The sequence below is a fragment of the Flagellimonas sediminis genome (assembly GCF_010500845.1).
In the GTDB taxonomy this organism is placed as follows: domain Bacteria; phylum Bacteroidota; class Bacteroidia; order Flavobacteriales; family Flavobacteriaceae; genus Flagellimonas; species Flagellimonas sediminis.
Map to the genome: position 1 here is coordinate 281,903 of NZ_JAAAMI010000005.1, position 20,496 is coordinate 302,398.

The following is a 20,496-nucleotide window of genomic DNA, read 5'->3' on the forward strand; positions in this document are numbered from 1 at the left end:
AAGTGTTAAGGATGGAGTTCAAACATGGCCTCGATTTCCACCGCAATATTGCCTGGGAGCATCATGCCCACGGCACTTCGGACCCCGATACCATTATCTTCCCCAAAGACTTCGGCCATCAATTCGCTAAAACCATTGATCACATAAGGTTGATTTCCAAAATCCGGGGTGCAGTTTACCATGCCCAATACCTTGACCACTCTTTGGATTTTGTCCAAACTCCCAAAATGGGTGGTAATGGTGGAAAGCATGGTCAACCCGACTTGGCGGGCGGCCAACTTGGCCTGATCCTTATCCAGATCGTCCCCGGCACGACCAACTATCTTGGAGCCATCCATATTAATGGGTCCTTGGCCCGATACGTATAAAAAATTATCCACGACCAATACTGGTTTGTACACCCCTGCAGGTGGTGGAGCGGGAGGAAGTTGAATGTTCAATTCCTCTAATCGTTTGGTAGGCAAACTTTGCATATATCTAATTAAATGATTGTATTTAAAACCAAAACCCCAATAAGACCCATGATGCCCACTAGGGTTTCCATGACCGTCCAGGTGGACAGGGTTTCCTTTACCGAAAGGTTGAAGTATTCCTTGAACATCCAAAATCCGGTATCGTTCACATGGGATAGCATCAAGCTTCCGGAACCAATGGCCAAGACCATCAACTCGGCACTTACCCCAGTACTGGAGGCCAAGGGCAAAACAATTCCCGCAGCGGTCAATCCGGCTACAGTAGCTGAACCAACACTGACCCGGATGGCCGTAGCGATAAGCCAAGCTAAAATTAACGGGGAAATGCTGGAACCTTTCAGGCTATCGGCAATGTAATCGCTTACATGACTATCTATCAGTACTTCCTTCAACGCTCCCGCACCGGCAATGATCAAAAGGATCATGGTGATGCCAGTAACGGAGGAAGTCAAGGAGTCCATTATTTTGGACATTTCCTTTCCTTTGGCAATGCCTAAGGTATAAATCGCTAAAAGCACAGAAATCAGTAGTGCTATCACAGGATTCCCAATGAAGGTGAGGATGCTGCGAACTGAACTTTCCTCCAAAAAATGTTCCGCGGCTATGGCTATTCCAATCAAAATGATGGGGGACAAAGCCGTAAAAATACTGATCGCGGTAGAAGGTAGTTCCTTTTCAGGAATAGTGTTCGGATTGTAAAACTCTTTAAGTGGTTTTGCCTCCACTTTTTTAATGGTACGGGCAAACAAAGGTCCGGCCACAATGATGGCAGGAATAGCAATGAAAATACCGTACAGCAATGTTTTTCCAATATCCGCATTGAACATGGCCGCAATAGCGGTTGGCGCAGGATGGGGTGGAAGGTAACCATGTGTTACGGAAAGCGAGGTAAGCATGGGCAAACCAACATACAATAAAGGAAGCCCCGTGGAATATGCTACGGTAAACACCAAGGGAATCAAAATCACAAATCCGACGGAATAGAACATGGGAATCCCGACAATGAAACCGGTAATTACCATGGCCCATTGTACGTGTTTCAACCCAAATTTGGCCACCAATTGGGTAGTTATCCGTTGGGCGGCACCACTATCTGCCACCAATTTGCCCAACATGGCACCGAGACCAAGGATCAATACCAAAAATCCCAAGGTATTTCCGATTCCCCTTTGAATGGATTTGACAAGATTATCCAGTTCCATGCCCTGAAAAATCCCAACGAAAAGACATACGATGATGAAGGATAGAAAGGCATTCAGCTTAAACTTGGCAATAAGTACGAACAAAAGGAGAATCCCGAGAACGGCAATGACGAGTGGCATAGGTTGGATGTGTTTGTAGCTAAAATATGTGTCGCTAGCTAAAATAAGGATTTAAATGTAATGACCTAGGTCGATTTTGATTTCCAACAGAATTGGTACAATAAGTAAATAAAAAAGCCTTCCCCAATTGCTCGGAGAAGGCTTTACCTTGTAATTTCAATATTCAATTATTTCTGAATCAACTCATCCTGGTTTCTGAACACCAGTTCGTCATCGAATGAATCCAAAAGTACGATACTGTCCGATTGGATCTTACCGGCCAACAACTCTTTGGACAAATTGTTGAGGACCTCTTTTTGGATCAAACGTTTTACCGGTCTCGCACCATATTGGGGATCGTATCCTTTTTGCGCCAAATAATCGATGGCTTCTTGGGTTGCATCCAAAGTGATGTGCTGTTTGGCCAACATTTTCTTCAATCCGTTCAACTGAAGTCCCACAATGTCCTTGATGTCCTTTTTGTTCAAAGGTGCGAACATGATGATATCGTCAATTCGGTTCAAGAACTCTGGTCGGATGGTTTTGCGCAACAATCCCAAAACTTCCACTCGAGCGGCTTCCGAAGCACTTTCCAGATCGATGGCATTTTCAAATTTCTCCTGGATGATATCGCTTCCCATGTTACTGGTCATGATGATGATGGAGTTTTTGAAATCGGCCAAGCGACCCTTGTTGTCGGTCAGTCTTCCTTCATCCAATACCTGCAATAAAATATTAAAGGTATCGGGGTGTGCTTTTTCAATCTCATCCAACAAGACTACAGAATACGGCTTTCTTCGCACGGCCTCGGTCAACTGTCCGCCTTCGTCATACCCTACATATCCTGGAGGTGCACCGACCAATCGGCTCACCGAATGGCGCTCTTGGTATTCGCTCATATCTATTCGGGTGATGGCGTTTTCATCATCGAACAGATAGGCGGCCAAGGTTTTTGCCAATTCTGTTTTACCCACACCCGTGGTGCCCAAGAAGAGGAACGAACCAATAGGTTTTTTCTCGTCCTGCAAACCGGCACGGCTTCTTCGTATGGCATCGGATACGGCTGTAATGGCTTCATCCTGACCGATTACCCGTTGATGGAGCACATCCTCCAGTTTCAACAATTTTTCACGTTCGCTCTGCATCATTTTGGTCACGGGGATTCCGGTCCATTTGGCGACCACTTCGGCAATGTCTTCATACGTCACTTCTTCTTTGATCAAGGTGCCGGCAGTTTGCTGTTTTTCAAGCTCATCCTCCAATTTGTCCAGTTTTTCCTGGGCTTCCTTGATCTTGCCATACCGTAACTCGGCCACTTTTCCGTAGTCCCCGTTACGTTCGGCGCGTTCGGCTTCCATTTTGAAGTTTTCAATATCTTCCTTGGTCTTTTGGATATTGTCCACCACGGTTTTTTCACTTTCCCATTTGGCAAAGATCTCGTTTCGCTCTTCTTTGAGATTGGCCAAGTCCAAGTTCAAGGTCTGCAATTTGGCTTTGTCGTTTTCCCTTTTAATGGCCTCTATCTCTATTTCCAACTGCATGATCTTTCTATCCAACACATCCAATTCTTCTGGTTTGGAGTTGATTTCCATGCGAAGTTTGGAAGCAGCCTCGTCCATAAGGTCGATGGCCTTATCGGGCAAGAACCGATTGGTGATATAGCGTTGAGACAGTTCCACGGCTCCGATCACAGCCTCATCTTTGATGCGAACCTTATGGTGTGCCTCGTATTTTTCCTTGATACCCCTAAGGATGGAAATGGCGCTCTCGGTATCGGGCTCATCCACCATGACCTTTTGGAACCTACGCTCCAAGGCTTTGTCCTTCTCAAAGTATTTTTGGTACTCGTCCAAAGTGGTGGCTCCGATAGCTCTAAGTTCACCCCTTGCCAAGGCAGGTTTCAGGATGTTCGCAGCATCCATGGCACCCTGGCCACCCCCAGCACCCACCAAAGTGTGGATCTCATCAATGAACAACACAATATTGCCATCGGATGAGGTAACTTCCTTGATTACGGCTTTGAGGCGCTCTTCAAATTCCCCTTTGTATTTGGCCCCTGCGATCAAGGCACCCATGTCCAAGGAGTAAATGATTTTGTCCTTCAAGTTTTCAGGAACGTCGCCTTGTACGATTCGATGGGCCAAACCTTCAGCAATGGCAGTTTTACCCACACCGGGTTCACCCACCAGCATGGGGTTGTTCTTGGTCCGTCTGGACAGAATCTGCAAAACCCTTCGGATTTCTTCATCCCTGCCGATGACAGGGTCCAATTTGCCACTATCGGCCAATTGGTTCAGGTTCTTGGCGTATTTGTCCAAGGAATTATAGGTTTCCTCTGCACTTTGGGAAGTAACTTTTCCACCTTTGCGCAATTCCTGAATGGCAGCGGTCAAATCTTTTTCGGTTACGCCTTGATCTTTAAGGATTTGGGCAATTTTGCTTTTTGATTTGAATATGGCCAACAACAAATGCTCCAAGGAAACGAATTCATCGCCCATGTTCTTGGCTACAATGCTAGCTTCGTTTACGGTCTTGCCCGCTTCTCTTGAAAGCATGATATCTCCGCCCGAAACCTTGGCGAAACTTTGAAGTTCCTTATCCAAGATTTGGTTCAGCAGGTTTACGTTCACGTTCAATTTCTTCAAAATGAAGGGAAGCACGTTTTCATCCACTTCGGCAATGGCTTTGAAAAGGTGTTCGTTCTCAATTTGTTGATGCCCTAATTCTTGGGCCAATTGCTGGGCCCGTTGTATGGCTTCCTGTGATTTTATGGTAAAATTATTAAAGTTCATCGTCGTTGTTTTTCTCTCTATAGTCAAGAATCCTACCAGCGATGAATTACCGTCAAAATGTCTGATGAACAGGAAAAATGAAAGACATTTAGTCAGTTGTAAGCTTTTGGAAGTACTGCGACCTATGAACTAAATTTGCACTATGGGAATATTTGACAGTGTCTTCGGAAAGAAGGAAAAACAAGGGAACGAGAAAAAGCAATTACCTTGGATAGAATTGAAGGAATTGGCACAATTGGAAAGGATTTTAGAAAAATCAAAGGATAGGGCACAAGTAATTTACAAGCATTCCCGCACGTGTGGAATCAGTAGCATGGTATTGAGCATGTTTACCCAATCGTATGATTTGGACGCGGATTGTGACCTGTATTTTTTGACCATTCAGCACCATAGGGACATTTCCAATGAAATTGCCCAAAAGTTCGGGGTAAGGCACGAATCCCCACAGTTGTTGGTCGTTAAGAATGGGGAAGTGACATTCCATACTTCGCACGGGGCGATTGCCGATACCGATTTGAAGCAAAAACTATAAAAAAGCCCTGATGAAAATCAGGGCCCATTTTAGTTGAATTGATATTTTGAGACAATGCCCTTCAGCCTCGCCTTGAGGTCTTCTCCGGCATCATATACCATTTGTTCATTGGATGGAAAGGGAACTTCCCTAGCATTTAGAAAAACCAAAAGATCATCTTCCAAAGCTCTTTTGTCACCTTGGTAATTGGCAAATACATGCTCGAACACAAATTGACTGGATAGGGGGTAGGCATTTATTTCCTGTCCGCTGTTCAAATCGGTGAACCGAACCTTTGCCCCAATTTGGGCACTTTTGGTTTGGGTGAACTGGAAGAATTTACACGTAACGGTACGCATTTTGTCTACCTTGATCTTGTTTCCCAAACTGTCCTTTACTACATTTCCATTAGTGTCCAACAGATATTCCCAGCCATCCTTGATCTGTTTCTCTTTGATGATTTGGGTTTCGTTTACACGCTCAGGAGAGACATTGATTTCCATGAAATCCAGGTTCATGGCATAATCATATTTTACATTGGCCAATGGGTTGGTGTGGTATTGCAACCAGAAATTGTCAATGCCGAAGGCATTAAAATCCAAAAGCTCACTTTCCAGACGCTCGGGAATGATTTGCTCGGTCTGGTTGGCAATTTCTACCCGTACAAATTCCAATCCCTTGTTATAGGCTTCGTCCATTTTGGCAACGGTTTCCTTGTACCCAGGATTGATTTCCTGTAGATACTTCAAATCGTCATAGGCGGCCCTAAAATCAGCCTTGTATTTGGCATTGGCCAATAAGCTGGAGGCATTTTCGTAAAGATGCTGGGAAAGATCGTCCTTTGTTGCCAAGATTTTGTTGTCGTAGTTCACAAAATTGAACTTGGCGTTTCTACCTTCATCATTGATATGAAGTGGAAGCAATGGTTTGATCCTTTCTTGGATCTGCTTCAACTGCAAATACTTATTGTAGATGTTTTCCAAATTGGCTGGATTGCCATCGTTTTGCAAGAAAGCGATTTCTTGCTGCTCCCTTTCCGAATGTTTGGCAAAGGCTTCTTCCAAAAGGGTAATGTATTCTTGATTGCCTTTTTTGGTCTTGTTTTCTGCCAAATTTTTAATGGCCTTGTTCATGGCCGCAACATAGTTTCCGGTATTAAGGGCCTCTTGGGTTTTCTTGACACCTCCGCAGGCGGCAAGCACAACAATTGTGGTTAAGAGTAGAACTTTTTTCATGGTCGTCGATTTTACTGGTTACTTAGGCGGATTCAAGAGCTGTGCCAAAAAACCACATCTAATTAACGAAAAAGGACGAACGGTAGTATATCTCGGATGAAAAGCTTAAAAATGAGTGGCTTGGGTCGTTTGTCAAAAAGATGAAAATTGTTAATTGCCGTTTGATAAAATTGAAGTCCATCCCATTTTTTTTAGGTATTAATCCCCTTTCAATTTGTAATTTTACCGCTTATTAAAAACTATAGGCAATGCAACGAGACCAAGCGATTTTTGATTTGATAGCGCAAGAAAAGGAAAGACAGATTGAAGGAATTGAATTGATAGCTTCCGAGAACTTTACCAGCCCGCAGGTAATGGAAGCCGCAGGTTCTGTTTTGACGAACAAATATGCGGAGGGCTATCCAGGAAAACGCTACTATGGTGGTTGCGAGGTCGTGGATCAAGTGGAACAACTGGCCATTGACCGGGCCAAGGAATTGTTCGGAGCCGTGTATGCGAACGTGCAGCCCCACTCAGGTTCTCAGGCCAATGCTTCGGTGTACCATGCCTGTTTGCAGCCAGGGGATACCATTTTGGGCTTTGATCTGTCACACGGTGGACATTTGACCCACGGATCACCCGTGAATTTCTCAGGAAAGTTGTACAACCCCGTTTTTTATGGTGTTGATGAAGAAACCGGCACGTTGAACTATGACAAGATTCAGGAGATTGCCGATAGGGAAAAGCCAAAATTGATGATTGCCGGTGCCTCTGCCTATTCCAGGGACATGGATTTCAAGCGTTTTCGTGAAATTGCGGATAGTGTTGGGGCCATCTTGGTTGCCGATATTTCCCACCCTGCCGGACTTATTGCCAAAGGAATCATGAACGACCCCATCCCACATTGCCATATCGTGACCACCACTACCCATAAGACCCTGCGTGGTCCACGTGGAGGTTTGATCTTGATGGGCGAAAACTTTGACAACCCCTTTGGTCTAACCTTAAAAAATGGAGAACTAAGGAAAATGTCGACACTTTTGGACCTAGCGGTTTTCCCAGGAAACCAAGGTGGTCCATTGGAACACATCATTGCTGCCAAAGCGGTTGCTTTTGGAGAGGCCCTATCCGATGATTTCCTACATTATATGATTCAAGTGAAGAAAAATGCGGCAGCTATGGCCAAGGCATTCATGTCACTCGATTATAAGGTGATTTCTGGAGGTACGGACAACCACATGATGTTGATTGACCTAAGAAACAAGAACATTACAGGGAAAGATGCTGAAAAGGCCTTGGAGCATGCTGCCATCACGGCAAACAAAAACATGGTGCCTTTTGATACCCAATCGCCATTCATTACCTCAGGCATCCGGTTCGGTACCCCGGCCATTACCACTAGAGGATTGAAGGAGGCGGATATGGAAACGATCGTTGGTTTCATCGATGAGGTGATCATGGATCCCGAGAACGAAAAGAAAATTGGCCAAATAAAACAAAAGGTCAACGATTTGATGAAATCGCGACCTCTGTTCAGTGTTTAGTATTTACTTGTGAGTACTATTTTTTATTCGAAAAGGAACAAATCTTCCTTTTGTAACTTTTTGTTGCTCAAGGAATAGATCATGGCCTCGTGTTGAGACTGGTTTTCAAAATACAATCCCCAATAATCAAAATATCCATTTTTGCTGGATTTTATCCCAGGGTTCTCCAAGGTTGTATCTTCAAAAACGGGCACAAAGATCTCATAAGGCATTTCGCTTAAGCCTTTGGTGAAATAAACGAAATGTTGGCCAATGTGGAAAATGATAGGGCCCAATTGTTTTGGGATACTATATTCCTCCAACCTGGAAATGACGATGGAAGTTTCAACAAAATGGAGCGATAGTTCCAAAATATCGATAGAATGATTATTGATAGAGTTCAATTTTTCCAGTGCGCCTACCGCCGATGATGATAGGTTGAATTGGCTTTCCTCGGTAAATGCGGTGCCTCCCCAATCCCCGTTATTGAAATGTCTAAGGCAATCCACCAGACCAAAATTGAGATGTAGATCAATGATCAGGTCTGCCCTGTTCTCAAGGTGGTTGAATTTACATTGGACTTTGGCCGTTGCAAAAAGGTCCTTTTCCAGGGTTTTAAGAAAATCGTCCAGTCCATTGGCGGCCTCAAAGACTTTTGCGCCGCTACTACGTGAGTTGAAGTTGTCTTTTTTTGGGAACGACATGTTTTTAAGGGTGTAATTTTCTTTCCACCTTAAAGTTAGGATGAATCTTTGTTATTGGATTGCACAAAAACCTTAAAAATTCTGGGGATTTTCCTTAAATGTAGGGGGTTTATTGCAAGGTTGGGTCAGGAAAAATTACTAAAATGGCCTTTAGGGACAATCATTGATGAAGATTTAAATAAAGCCTCTGTTTTTCGCAGCCAGGATTAGGGCCAGATCATTCTCGTTTTCGGTGCCAAAAAGTGTTTTCAAATGGCGTTTTCTGTTCTCTATGGAGGAGGGGGAAAGGCGGATGTATTTTTCAAGATCCTTGTTCTTGGTTCCTTTGGAGAGGTGAAACAAAATTTGCTTGTCTTTTTCGTCCAACTCAATATCGTTGGCCATCTTTTTACGGATGGCGGACAAAGCTTTGGAAGAGTAGTAGGGAGGGTCGGAAATAATTGTTTTCACCGCATCTTCCAAGGTTTTCGGATCAATGTCGGTCTTAACCAGATATCCATCGGGATCCACGGATTTTAAAATGCTATTGATCCTGTAATTGTCGCTAAAGGAAGACATGAAAACGATCTTGCTCTCCGGAACGATCTTTCGGGCCAACATTCCCAAATCCTCACCAGAATGTGGCTGCTCTTCATTTGGGGCAAAAAGTTGCACATCCAAGAATAGAATATCGTACTTAAAGGAATGGGCGGAGTCTTCAATCAGTTTTTTGCCTGCCTCATAGGTTGTGGCAGTATCCACTATGATATTATGACCTTCCAGTTCAATGCCTTCAAGGATAAACTTGTAACCGAGCATGGTCATTTCGTGGTCATCTATAGCCAATATTCTAAGCGTTTCCATTTAAGTTTTTTTGTTGCAAAAGTTAGGTGTTCAACACTTCTTTGCGTTCCGCAGCGTCCGAATTGATATAAACAGCCGGAATGGTCAACGTAATGGTGGTACCGATCCCCTTTTTACTATCAATATCCAGTGCTGCATGTATTTTTTTAGCCCGTGAAATGATGTTTCGCAAACCTATTCCACGTTTTCCCTTGTTCATATCAAAACCAACACCATCATCGGTGACGGTCAATTTCAATTTGTTTCCATAGGATTCAAAGGAAATATCCACATGTTTACTTTTGGCATGCTTCACGCAATTTTTAAGTGCTTCTTGCACAATCCGGTAGGCATTGATTTTGATGTCGCCCAACAAATTATCCCAATTGACCTTATTGTCAAAAGTAAAAGAACATGATATACCGGAAGAACTTTGAATCCCTTCTATCAGGTCTTCCAACGATACGATAAAATTATGAAATTTTTCATAAGAGGCGTTGTTGAGCTCATGGGAAATAGTCCTGATTTCTTCCTCTACGTCCCTTAATTTTTCAATGAGTTCAGCACGATGTGCTACCGATGCTTGGTCTTCTCGTTCATTCAAACCGCTTAAAATAAGTCGAATACCGAGCATTTCGCCCAAAATGCCATCATGGAGTTCTTCTGAAATCTGTTTTTGTTCCAATTGTTTCCCTTCCTCGAACTTCCCTTGTTGGGAAAGCATGAGGTTATATATCTCTTGATTGCTCTCCTGTTGTTTTTGACGGAATTTGAGTCGGTTATTGTTGATGTAGAGGGTTACGATGATCAAAAATGCCGAGCCAAACAGTATAAGGGCAAGCGCTGCCCCTACCCAAACTTGTTTTTCTTGGGTCAGGATTTCGTTTTTCTCTATAATTTCATCGGTTTCCAAACGTATGCGGGCAAATTTGTCCCTTTTGGTGCGTTCCTCTTCTTGAACAGCTTCGTTAAGTTTGGAATATTCCTCAAAATAAGACTTAGCATTGGCGGTATCCAATTGCCCTAACAATTGTAGCGTTTCAAGAGATCGGTCATTGTTAAAAGTTTCCTTGGCTACCTCATAGGCTTCCTTGGCAAGCAGAATGGCTTGGGATGTGTCTCCTTTTGCCGCCAAAAGTTCGGCGTAATATTGTTTGGGACGAGCCATCTCGTATAGTTGTCCATTATTATTGTTGATAGCTATAGCCTCTTTCAATAGGCCCTCCACCGAATCATAATTTTCATTGGACTTGAACATGGAATAGGCCAATCCCGATATGGATTTAGTATATAATTCGGGATCTTCTTTCTTAAAATCAGGATCATCCAAAAGCTCTCGGTATGATTCCTTGGCTTTGCGATAATCCCCCATGCTTAAGAATGCATTGGCTATATTGTTTTGGTTATACCATAACGGTTTCTTTTTACTAGAAGATTTCGGTAGATAATCACTTGCTTTCCTATAGTATTCCAAAGAGCTTTTACTGTCATTCATGCCATTGGCAATAACCCCCAAAACATTGTAACAATTATGAATCCTGCTACCATCACCAAGTTCATCGAAAATTTTAAGGGCAGAGGTAATACTAATTTCGGCTCCCAAATAATCCTTATAGGAATCTTGTACCCTTCCCATACTATAAAGTATCCTTGCGCGGAGAGACTTAGAGGTCGAATCGTTAGGCATTTTTTCAAAACTGCTCAATGCTTTTTTGTAGTGATAAAAAGAACTGTCCAATACCCCATAGGATTGTAGAAAATCACCAAGATCCCAATGGGAATATCCCAACTGTTCAAATAAATTTGCCTTTGCAGCTAAATTGAATACTTGCGTATTAGTTCTCCGGAACTCCAATGAATCATTTAAGTTTTTGTAAGCCAAAGAAATATTGGAAAGCTGTTCAATGATAAGGGTATCGTTTTTTAAGTCCAAAACTTTTTCTAGGGCATCTCCTAAGTATTGTTCACGATCCGAAGAAGGTAGTTCTTTTGCTGTTTGGGCAATCTTTATCCAGCTTTTGATGGAGTCCAATTGAGAGTCGGACACAGTGGCACCTTTCGGTTCGGAATGACTGCATCCGAAACAAAAAAGTAAAAACACTATGTAGGTCTTAATTTTCAAAAGTATAAGTCATTATTGTATCCAAAGTAATAAAAAAGCCCCAAACTGAAATGTCTGGGGCTGTATCTTAATCTATTTGAATGCTACAGATTGCGGTTGTCATTGGTACTTTGTTCCAATCTTTTCATGCGAGTATTCTGAATACCAACGTTTACTTTAAATGTATATGAAGATAGGGTGTTGATGCTCAATCTGTTATTTTCTATCGTTCTTGAAGACCTGTCCCTGTCATGAACAAGAAATACACATAAAAAGGCAATCAATAAAACTGGTCTCAATATAACGCTCATTTTGAAGTGGTCTGGTTAATTTAATAAAGACAATTATCCGTTACCACGGCCATCATTAATCGTTCCATCTCCATCCGTAGCACTTTGATCCACTTTTAATTGTTTAAAGGTTGCTTCGGTGTCCTGTACATCGGTATCGGCTTCGCAAGAATAAAATCCAACGGTCAATAATGCGATTGCCAAAATACTTACTACTTTTCTCATAATGTTAGGTTTTAGGGGGTGTTAAAATTGGTTTATTGGACTAAGATATAGAGGCTTCAAAGGCATATTGTACCAACCAACATGAGTTTAGTATAGCATGGAATTCTGATAGGATTTGGCAGGATTCTGCTAGAATTCTGCTAATTGAGTGCCTTTACCGCTGTTTTGGAGAGAATTTCCTTTAACGCATCAATTTTATCCTTGTACGTTTTGGAAAACGGTAGTTCTTCTTCGCGGTCATGGCTCAAGGTGCAGATAGATTTGCCATAGTTGATGCGCGAAACATAGCGACTGTTCAAAATATAGCTTTGGTGGATTCTGATGAATCCCTCAGGAAGCTTGTCCTCGAACGATTTTAAAGTCTTGAAAGCACTGATTACGTTCCCGTCCCTCATATAAAAGTCCGTAGTGTTGTTGTCGGATTTTAGATAAAGGATGTTCTTGGTGTCCAAATACCTGTAGTCATTATAGGATTTTAGGCAGATAGTGGAGGGGATATCCTGTTTTGGATGAAGTTTTCTTAGACGTAAAATGGTCTTTCTTACATCAAACTCATTGTGCGGAAGGATCCAATAATCAAAGAACCCGCTTTTAATGGCGTTGTATGCATAGTTTTTAGAAGTGGCATACCCGATTATAATAGGCAGGGTTGGCATGTACTGGTTCAACTCGGTAACCATCTGAAAATATTCCATCCCTTCCTCACCTAAATTAATAAGTACTACGTCCGGGGAGTGTTTTAATATGGTATTCAGGCCTTCCGATGCACTGGTGGCTACCCCTGAACAGGTCAAATCTTCGTACTCCTCCAAATAGAGCTGTAATTGTAGCTTGGAGGCAGCGTTCGAATCAATGATGTTATAGGTATATTCCATGCGCAAAATGCTGATTGCAAGTTACTAACGGCCATAAAATTCCCATTGCAGTTTTTCCTTAAAAAAACTATGGGTTTCATTCCAAATTGGTTGATTTTCCTACAGTTTTTCTTAAAATTTTGTTAACGCCCAAATAATGATAACATAAAGGGCGGTTTACAACAAGTCAATTTTCAGGGACATTTAATTGAAGGGTCAACACTTCAATAGCGTGGAAATTTGGCTGGATAATACCGGGTCGTGTAGAGATTTCTCATAAGTTCCGTTGGTTTTTTGGGTTGGTTGTTATTTTGGTTACCTACGAGTTTACGATTTGAGAGAGTATTTTCCTAATTTTTGAAACCTTAATGCCCTTCTGAATCCATGAAATTCGATGAACTACACAAATAGGTAGGAACTACCCCAAAAAAATGATTGGATCATGAGGCAAACGCGGTAGGTTGCATTTCAGATAAAAAGGGATTTAACGACCTCGGGCACCCGTTTGGGCCTAAAGGTTCCTGCATCCAAAAGGCACCATTCGGTAATGCTCTTTACCAAAAGTTCATTGGTGTCTTTTTTCATGATTTCTACTATTCGGGTCGAAATTGGTCCTTGGTTGGTTTCAATGTAGGTGTTGATCAAGATGGCATCTCCCAAAAGGGCGGATTTATGGTAAGAGATGTTATGGTTACGAACCACCCAGATCAGATCCTTTCTTATGTCCTTTGTGGTCACTTTTTCCCAATGTTTTTTGGAAACGGCCTGGACCCACTCCACGTATCTTACATTGTTCACGTGGTTCAAGTCATCCAGATCATCTAGTTCCACCTCAAAGACTTCGGAATAGACCCTCATCAATTCTTTTTAAGGATTTGTACCTCGAACAATTTGTCCCAGTTCTTACCCGTAACAAAAAAGGTCTTTCTAACAGGGTGATAGGCTACACCGTTCAAAACAGAATTGGTATCGTCCCATTCGGTACCCTTTTTCACCTGACTTTTTAGGCCACCAAAATTGATGACTCCCTCAATGGCACCTGAAGTGGCATCAATGATCATCATACTTTCCTTTTGGTATACATTGGCATATAGTTTTCCATCCACATATTCCAGTTCATTGGCCATATTGAAGATAGACTTGTTGGTCACGGTTTCCACATGGCCTGTTTCTTCCAAGGTTTCGGGGTCAAGGAACCAGATCTTTTCAGTACCATCGCTCTTGAATATTTTTTTACCATCGTTGCATAGTCCCCAGCCTTCCCTGCTTTTACCATAGGTAAAGCTTTTGATCTTTTCAAGGTTGGTGGCATCGTATACAAAGCCCATTCCACTTTGCCAGGTAAGTTGGTAGAGTTTGTTGTTCATCAAGGTAATGCCCTCTCCAAAAAGGGAATTGTCCAAATCAATTTTTTGAAGTACTTCCCCGGTTTCAAAATTCACCTTTCTTACTGTTGACGCACCTCGTTTGCCGGTACTTTCATAGAGCATACCATTATGAAATTCCAAGCCTTGGGTGTAGGCTTTGGTGTCGTGTGGATAAGTTTTGATGATTTCATAGGTATACACTTCTGGGGCAGAAGCGGCCAAAAGCCTCAAATCCTCTTCAACTTCCACGGATTGGCCATCCAAATCAAATTTGGCGATCAATTTTTTGTTGCCCAAAGTGGGAAGATCCAAAGTGATTTTTCCATTTTCAACAGGTAGTTCCTGTCCATCCATATAATAGTGAAGGTTGGAAATTTCGAGTTCCTTCTTGTTCTTCAAAGCAACCCCAACCTGGTCATTCTGTTGCAAAGTTTTGTTTTCCAGCTGAATGGAAAAGAGTTTGGAAGGGTCCGAATCACCTCCACAGGCCAAAAAGAAGAGAAGGATCCCCGTTAAAGAAAAAAGTTTCACCATGGTCTTAATTTCATGTTTCATGCTATCTGTTCCTAGAACTTCGAAATTAAGAATGAATTGGGATTGCGACAAATTTAAAAGGTCGTATATTTGCACTCGGCAAGTCCTACACGACCAGCTCCTGTAGAATCCCCCAGGGTGGGAACGCAGCAAGGGTATATGGTTGTAGCGGTGCGATGTAGGTAGCTTGCCGTTTTTTGTTTCCAGAATTTAAGCAATCATGGAAAATAAAGTTGTACTGATTACAGGAGGTTCGTCCGGCATCGGAAAATCGATCGGAACCTTTTTATCAGCCAAGGGATGCAAAGTGTATGGTACTGCCCGTAATCCCCAAAACTACCCCGATTTTGATACCTTTGAGTTGGTCCAGTTGGATGTAAAGGATACGGAAAGTGTTAAAAATGCCGTCAAACAGGTCATTGCCAAAGCAGGCCGATTGGATGTGTTGATCAACAACGCAGGGATGGGTATTACAGGTCCCATTGAAGAAACTCCGCATGAGGAGATCCTGAACGTTTTCGATACCAATTTTCACGGTCCCGTGCACATGATGAAGGCCGTATTGCCTCAAATGCGCAAGCAGGGTGGGGGCACCATCATCAACATTACATCCATTGCGGGATATATGGGCTTACCTTATCGAGGGTTCTATTCAGCCACTAAAGGCGCCTTGGGATTGATTACCGAAGCGTTGCGTATGGAAGTGAAGGATTTTGACGTGACGGTCACCAATATTGCCCCAGGTGATTTTGCCACGAATATTGCGGCGGGAAGGTACCATGCTCCCGTTTTAGACGGTTCGGCCTACGAGGATAAATATGCCCAGACCATTAATGCCATCAATGATGATGTGGACAGTGCCGGTGATCCCATTCAAGTGGCAAAAGCAGTATACAAGATCATGCAGCAAAAAAAGCCCAAAGTACACAACCCCGTTGGGGCGTTCATGCAAAAGTTTTCCTTGAGACTAAAAAGTCTTTTGCCCGACAAAGTCTACGAAAAACTATTGATCAACCATTATAAGTTGTAGTTTTATAACCCTTAAAAACAAATCATAAACAGTCACCAATGAAATTTTTTATTGATACCGCCAATCTTGACCAAATTAAGGAAGCCCAAGCATTGGGCGTACTTGACGGGGTAACTACCAATCCATCCCTAATGGCCAAGGAAGGCATTACAGGAAAGGACAATATCCTCAAGCATTATGTGAATATCTGCAATATTGTGGAAGGGGATGTTTCCGCTGAAGTGGTCGCCACGGATTTAGATGGTATGATCAGGGAAGGAGAGGAGCTTGCCGATCTTCATGAACAGATTGTAGTAAAGATCCCGATGATTAAAGATGGGGTAAAAGCCCTTAAATACTTTTCGGATAAAGGAATCCGTACCAATTGCACCTTGGTGTTCTCTGCAGGTCAGGCATTATTGGCAGCCAAGGCAGGAGCCACGTATGTTTCACCATTTTTGGGAAGGTTGGATGATATTTCTACCGACGGTCTTAACTTGATATCCGAAATCCGTTTGATCTATGACAATTACGATTTTGAGACCCAGATTTTGGCTGCATCCATCCGCCACACCATGCACGTGATCGATTGTGCCAAGATTGGTGCCGATGTCATGACCGGACCTTTGTCATCCATAGAAGGTTTGTTGAAGCACCCTCTTACCGATATCGGATTACAACAATTCCTTGCTGATTATAGAAAAGGAAATTCCTAAATAATTAGGATCAAAACAAAAAATAAAGGCCCTGAATATTCGGGGCTTTTTTATTTATAGGGATTTGTAGAGATCGGCAAAACCGTCAATGACCACGGTGTCCTTGGCTATCACACATTTGTTGAGGCCATCGATGATCATTGCCATCTGGATTTCTTTGAAGTTTTCACCATAATACTGCTTCGTCTTGTCCAAGCGGTATTCATCCATCAGCATCTTCCATTGTGGGTAACTGGTCCTCAGGTTAATGCCCACAAAATTGTAATGGGGGTATTTCTTTTCAAGTTCGGTTATATGCTGGTTCACATTTTTGAAATGTTTCTTTTGGGAAGCAGTCCAGAAATAAAATACCGTGTTCTTCTTGCTATTGGCCAATTCCTTTAAAGAAACCTCTTGGCCATGCGCATTTCTGAGTGCCAAATTCGGAAGAGTAGTGTTGGGTTGCAGGTTTTTGATACTTCTGTAGAGCAAATCTATTTCTTCCTTGTGCTCCTTATTGGACGATAGCGATTGGAACTTATCGATGAACAGACGGCATTCCTCGCTAGGGTTATGTTCCTTCAATAAATAATCAATTGCAATATTTCTAAAGAGTATATCACGAAGACCCTGCTGTTTCACAATACTGTCCACCAAGGTTAGTTTGTGTTTGTTGAAATGAAGACGATCACTCACTGGCTGTCCTTCGGTGGTACAATCCTCAAGACAGGTCATATAGGCCAAGTTTCCAAAATGCCACTTCATGTAGTCAAAATAGGGCCTAAAATAGGTAAAGTCCTTATTGTCTAAATTGATGTTTTTCCTATAGTCGTAAAAATTTTGGGGGAGGTCATGAAAGGATACCTCTCCAGTTTGTTTCTTATGGAAGAAGGGATATTTTTCTTTATTGATGTACAGGTCATAATCGATGGAAGCCTTGGCCATGTCCAAAACACGACCGGATAATTGGTTGTCGGTGACAAACTGATTTAAATGCTCCAGTTTAAGGGCGCGTAGGGAATCAATTTTACTGGAAAACTCGTTTGGGTCCAAAGGGTAAAAATCTTGAACAACGGCTTCATCCTTCTCATTGCTCAAGAACATTTCTATCAAAAAATTGTTTATTTCACTTCCTTTCCCGGAGTACACCAAGGATTCGTCGAATTCAACGGTATTCAATCTGGCCAACAAACTGTCCCCTTGTTGTAGGTACACATATTGCAGTTCGGGCGCATGATCAAAGTGGTAAAGTCCTTCGTCAATACTGTCCAAGTTAAAGGCAAATCGGTTCTGGTCGTCGAGCTTTACTGAATCTACATAAGAGTCGTTGTGATAGAGCACCACATAGTCACTCGTAGGGTTCACTATCTCGCCACCAAAAAAAACTGTTGATTGTTGTTCTGTTTTGTCAGAACAAGAGAAAACAAAGAATAAGGTGAGGCCGAGTAAAAATTTTACCATATGCAGGGAACCTTCCATTAGGCTACCAAAAATAGCAATACGGGTGGGTCCACGTTGTTAATGGGTAGTTAAATGTTGTTAAGGTGCGTAATTCTGCCGTTCAAATAACACTGCATATGTTAGAAATAAGGATTCGTTTTAGCTACTTTTGCACAAAAATTACATAGTTGCATGTTATCAGTATCCAATTTATCCGTACAGTTTGGCAAAAGAGTATTGTTTGATGAAGTTAACGTAACCTTCACGCATGGTAACTGTTATGGTATTATTGGCGCCAACGGTGCTGGAAAATCCACATTTCTAAAAATTCTTTCGGGACAGATTGACCCCACTTCGGGCCACGTGCATTTGGAGCCTGGGAAAAGGATGTCCATTTTGGAACAGAACCATAACGCTTACGATGAATTTACGGTATTGGAAACCGTAGTGATGGGGAACAAGCCATTGTTCAATATTAAAAAGGAAATTGATGCTCTCTATGCCGACTATACTGATGAAAACGCCGAGAAGATCGGGGAACTCCAAGTACAGTTCGAAGAAATGAACGGTTGGAACGCCGATAGTGATGCTGCTGCTCTTTTGTCCAATTTGGGTATTGCTGAAGATCTTCATTACACCACCATGGCCGATATGGATTCCAAGTTGAAGGTGAGGGTGCTTTTGGCCCAGGCCTTGTTCGGGAATCCCGATGTATTGGTGATGGATGAGCCTACCAACGACTTGGATTACGAGACCATCAACTGGTTGGAGAACTTCTTGGGCAACTATGAAAACACCGTCATTGTGGTGTCCCACGACAGGCACTTTTTAGATGCGGTCTGCACAAGCATTGCGGACATCGATTTTGGAAAAATAAACCTGTTCTCAGGCAACTATACTTTCTGGTACGAAAGTAGCCAATTGGCTGCCCGCCAGCGTGCCCAACAAAACAAGAAAGCCGAGGAAAAGGCCAAGGAACTTCAAGAGTTTATCATGCGTTTTAGTGCCAACGTGGCCAAGAGTAAACAGGCCACTTCCCGTAAAAAAATGTTGGACAAACTGAAGGTGGAGGACATAAAACCATCTAGTCGAAGATACCCTGCCATCATTTTTGATAGGGAGCGCGAAGCTGGTGACCAAATATTGAACATTGAAAAATTGTCCGCAACCTCTGATGATGGGGATTTACTCTTTCAAGATGTGAACATCAACTTGGCCAAAGGGGACAAAGTGGCCATCTTGTCTAAGGACTCCAGGGCCACCACGGCATTTTACGATATTATTTCTGGCAAGTCTAAGGCAACCTCTGGCAGCTTTCAATGGGGGGTAACCACTACCCAGTCTTATTTACCGGCAGATAATTCGGATTTTTTCAAGGACAACATCAATTTGGTGGATTGGCTGCGTCAATGGGCCAAAACCGAAGAAGAGAGGGAAGAAGTGTACATCAGGGGATTCCTTGGTAAAATGCTTTTTAGTGGGGAAGAGGCCCTTAAAAAATGTACCGTCCTTTCCGGGGGTGAAAAAGTACGTTGTATGCTAAGCCGTATGATGATGCTCCGAGCCAATGTGCTCTTGTTGGATGAACCTACCAACCACTTGGATCTGGAAAGTATTACAGCCTTCAACAACTCGTTGAAGAACTTTAAGGGAACGATACTATTGACAACCCATGACCACGAATTTGTGCATACAGTGGCCAACAGGATCATTGAACTTACGCCTAAAGGAACCATTGATCGCTACTTAACCTTTGATGATTATATGTCTGACAAAACCATCAGGGAGCAGCGTGAAAAAATGTACGCTGTTACGGCCTAGGCATTAAAGTACTTGCTGTTCCAAATGGCAGGGTTGAAATTTTTTCCCAGTGCAAATCCGTAAAAGATTACTACGGACGCAATGCATTTGAACATAAAGAAGTAAATGATCCAGAATTCCGCTGTGGTGCTTTTTTTGGAGAAAAGACCTTCGGGCACCATTAAGGTTGCCAAATAACTGATGATCAAGACCAAAACCACCAAGTTGCCAATGTTCTTGAAGGGCCAAACCAGTAGCTTCCGCAACGGATGTAGGTCGTTGCCCCATTTGTGTACCAGATAAAAATACTCGTTGCCAATGGGGGCAAAAAGTAGGGGGTCGTCCTTGTCTTCCAGCTTGAACAACTTGGAAGGCGCCATAATCTTGAACCCTTTGATTTCCGTGTTATGGATTTGCTCCAAATGTTTGATTTTTGATATGGCTTCCTGGGGAATTTTTCCTTTGAAATAGGCACTATTCAAAAACCGAAGCCTGTAATCAATGCAAATTTCCTTGATTTGGTCAATGTGGAAGATTCTATCGGTCTCCAATAGGTCAAAATCAAAATGGTTATGGTTGCTGTTGTTTTGGCTCCCCAATTGTTGCTGGATCCTTGCGTCATTAAGGTTGTGCTGCTTTAAAATCTCTCGGACTTCGGACAAGATTTTAGCTTCTCTATGTTGGTTCTCCTTGGTTCTTTGGAGTTTACACTGAATGTTAGTTTTCTGGAACATTTGGGTCGTTTTTCTTAGCAATTCTCTCAAAGTTAAGGAATTGAATTCTTGAATATGACATCCGTCATAAAATTCAATATGTTAAGATATTGTTAAATAAAACAGGC

The 20,496-nt window shown here is 42.5% G+C and carries 18 protein-coding genes and 1 other RNA gene; 6 read left to right on the top strand and 13 right to left on the bottom strand.

Annotated features, from left to right (window positions below; genetic code table 11):
- Nucleotides 1-5 precede the first annotated feature (5 nt).
- From GTK07_RS12105 to clpB, 3 genes are all read right to left on the bottom strand, one after another.
- On the bottom strand, nt 6-473 hold the full coding sequence (locus GTK07_RS12105) for a RidA family protein (RefSeq protein ID WP_163635495.1): 468 nt from the start codon (nt 471-473) through the stop codon (nt 6-8).
- 8 nt (nt 474-481) lie between these two features.
- Entirely contained in the window at nt 482-1,795 is a 1,314-nt protein-coding gene (locus tag GTK07_RS12110; RefSeq protein ID WP_163635496.1) for a gluconate:H+ symporter, read from the bottom strand.
- Nucleotides 1,796-1,962: 167 nt separating this feature from the next.
- Nucleotides 1,963-4,566 carry an ATP-dependent chaperone ClpB gene (gene clpB, locus GTK07_RS12115; RefSeq protein ID WP_163635497.1) on the bottom strand — a complete coding sequence of 868 codons (2,604 nt, stop codon included), beginning with the start codon at nt 4,564-4,566 and terminating at the stop codon, nt 1,963-1,965.
- Nucleotides 4,567-4,708: 142 nt separating this feature from the next.
- On the opposite strand from clpB, the gene ytxJ reads away from it, so the two are divergent.
- Nucleotides 4,709-5,098, top strand: a complete 390-nt coding sequence (gene ytxJ / locus GTK07_RS12120; protein ID WP_163635498.1) for a bacillithiol system redox-active protein YtxJ — start codon at nt 4,709-4,711, stop codon at nt 5,096-5,098.
- A 29-nt stretch (nt 5,099-5,127) separates the two neighbouring features.
- Here ytxJ and GTK07_RS12125 read toward each other — a convergent pair whose 3' ends face one another.
- Nucleotides 5,128-6,312, bottom strand: a complete 1,185-nt coding sequence (locus GTK07_RS12125; RefSeq protein ID WP_163635499.1) for a hypothetical protein — start codon at nt 6,310-6,312, stop codon at nt 5,128-5,130.
- Nucleotides 6,313-6,560: 248 nt separating this feature from the next.
- Between GTK07_RS12125 and glyA the strand changes: the two genes are divergently transcribed.
- Complete coding sequence (gene glyA, locus GTK07_RS12130) at nt 6,561-7,835, top strand: serine hydroxymethyltransferase (RefSeq protein ID WP_163635500.1); 1,275 nt, start codon at nt 6,561-6,563, stop codon at nt 7,833-7,835.
- A 23-nt stretch (nt 7,836-7,858) separates the two neighbouring features.
- Here the strand turns inward: glyA and GTK07_RS12135 are convergent, their stop codons facing one another.
- From GTK07_RS12135 to GTK07_RS12165, 7 genes are all read right to left on the bottom strand, one after another.
- Complete coding sequence (locus tag GTK07_RS12135) at nt 7,859-8,518, bottom strand: hypothetical protein (protein WP_163635501.1); 660 nt, start codon at nt 8,516-8,518, stop codon at nt 7,859-7,861.
- A 174-nt stretch (nt 8,519-8,692) separates the two neighbouring features.
- Nucleotides 8,693-9,361: a response regulator transcription factor gene (locus GTK07_RS12140; RefSeq protein WP_163635502.1), complete on the bottom strand. Its 669-nt coding sequence runs from the start codon at nt 9,359-9,361 to the stop codon at nt 8,693-8,695.
- A gap of 22 nt (nt 9,362-9,383) precedes the next feature.
- Complete coding sequence (locus tag GTK07_RS19410; RefSeq protein ID WP_163635503.1) at nt 9,384-11,387, bottom strand: tetratricopeptide repeat-containing sensor histidine kinase; 2,004 nt, start codon at nt 11,385-11,387, stop codon at nt 9,384-9,386.
- A gap of 398 nt (nt 11,388-11,785) precedes the next feature.
- Nucleotides 11,786-11,956, bottom strand: coding sequence for a hypothetical protein (locus tag GTK07_RS12150; protein WP_163635504.1), 171 nt, complete (start codon nt 11,954-11,956; stop codon nt 11,786-11,788).
- Nucleotides 11,957-12,096: 140 nt separating this feature from the next.
- A complete protein-coding gene (locus tag GTK07_RS12155; protein ID WP_163635505.1) occupies nt 12,097-12,831 on the bottom strand; it encodes a LytR/AlgR family response regulator transcription factor in 735 nt (244 codons plus the stop codon).
- Nucleotides 12,832-13,278: 447 nt separating this feature from the next.
- Nucleotides 13,279-13,668 carry an acyl-CoA thioesterase gene (locus GTK07_RS12160; protein WP_163635506.1) on the bottom strand — a complete coding sequence of 130 codons (390 nt, stop codon included), beginning with the start codon at nt 13,666-13,668 and terminating at the stop codon, nt 13,279-13,281.
- Entirely contained in the window at nt 13,668-14,732 is a 1,065-nt protein-coding gene (locus GTK07_RS12165; RefSeq protein WP_235932787.1) for a glutaminyl-peptide cyclotransferase, read from the bottom strand. Before GTK07_RS12165 ends, GTK07_RS12160 begins: the two co-directional genes overlap by 1 nt.
- 76 nt (nt 14,733-14,808) lie before the next feature.
- On the opposite strand from GTK07_RS12165, the gene ffs reads away from it, so the two are divergent.
- The 3 genes from ffs (at nt 14,809) to fsa (ending at nt 16,436) form a co-directional block, all read left to right on the top strand.
- Nucleotides 14,809-14,907: signal recognition particle sRNA small type (gene ffs / locus GTK07_RS12170), an RNA gene on the top strand.
- Between the two features lie 24 nt (nt 14,908-14,931).
- Entirely contained in the window at nt 14,932-15,741 is an 810-nt protein-coding gene (locus tag GTK07_RS12175) for an SDR family oxidoreductase (RefSeq protein ID WP_163635507.1), read from the top strand.
- Nucleotides 15,742-15,779: 38 nt separating this feature from the next.
- Nucleotides 15,780-16,436 (top strand): fructose-6-phosphate aldolase, encoded by a 657-nt coding sequence (gene fsa, locus GTK07_RS12180; RefSeq protein WP_163635508.1) that lies wholly within the window; start codon nt 15,780-15,782, stop codon nt 16,434-16,436.
- Between the two features lie 54 nt (nt 16,437-16,490).
- On the opposite strand, the gene GTK07_RS12185 is transcribed toward fsa, so the two are convergent.
- Nucleotides 16,491-17,780 carry a TlpA family protein disulfide reductase gene (locus GTK07_RS12185; protein WP_313790807.1) on the bottom strand — a complete coding sequence of 430 codons (1,290 nt, stop codon included), beginning with the start codon at nt 17,778-17,780 and terminating at the stop codon, nt 16,491-16,493.
- 267 nt (nt 17,781-18,047) lie between these two features.
- Here GTK07_RS12185 and GTK07_RS12190 point away from each other — a divergent pair, with 267 nt between their 5' ends.
- Entirely contained in the window at nt 18,048-19,676 is a 1,629-nt protein-coding gene (locus GTK07_RS12190) for an ABC-F family ATP-binding cassette domain-containing protein (protein ID WP_163635510.1), read from the top strand.
- Here the strand turns inward: GTK07_RS12190 and GTK07_RS12195 are convergent.
- A complete protein-coding gene (locus GTK07_RS12195; protein WP_163635511.1) occupies nt 19,673-20,389 on the bottom strand; it encodes a hypothetical protein in 717 nt (238 codons plus the stop codon). The genes GTK07_RS12190 and GTK07_RS12195 overlap by 4 nt on opposite strands.
- Nucleotides 20,390-20,496 lie beyond the last annotated feature (107 nt).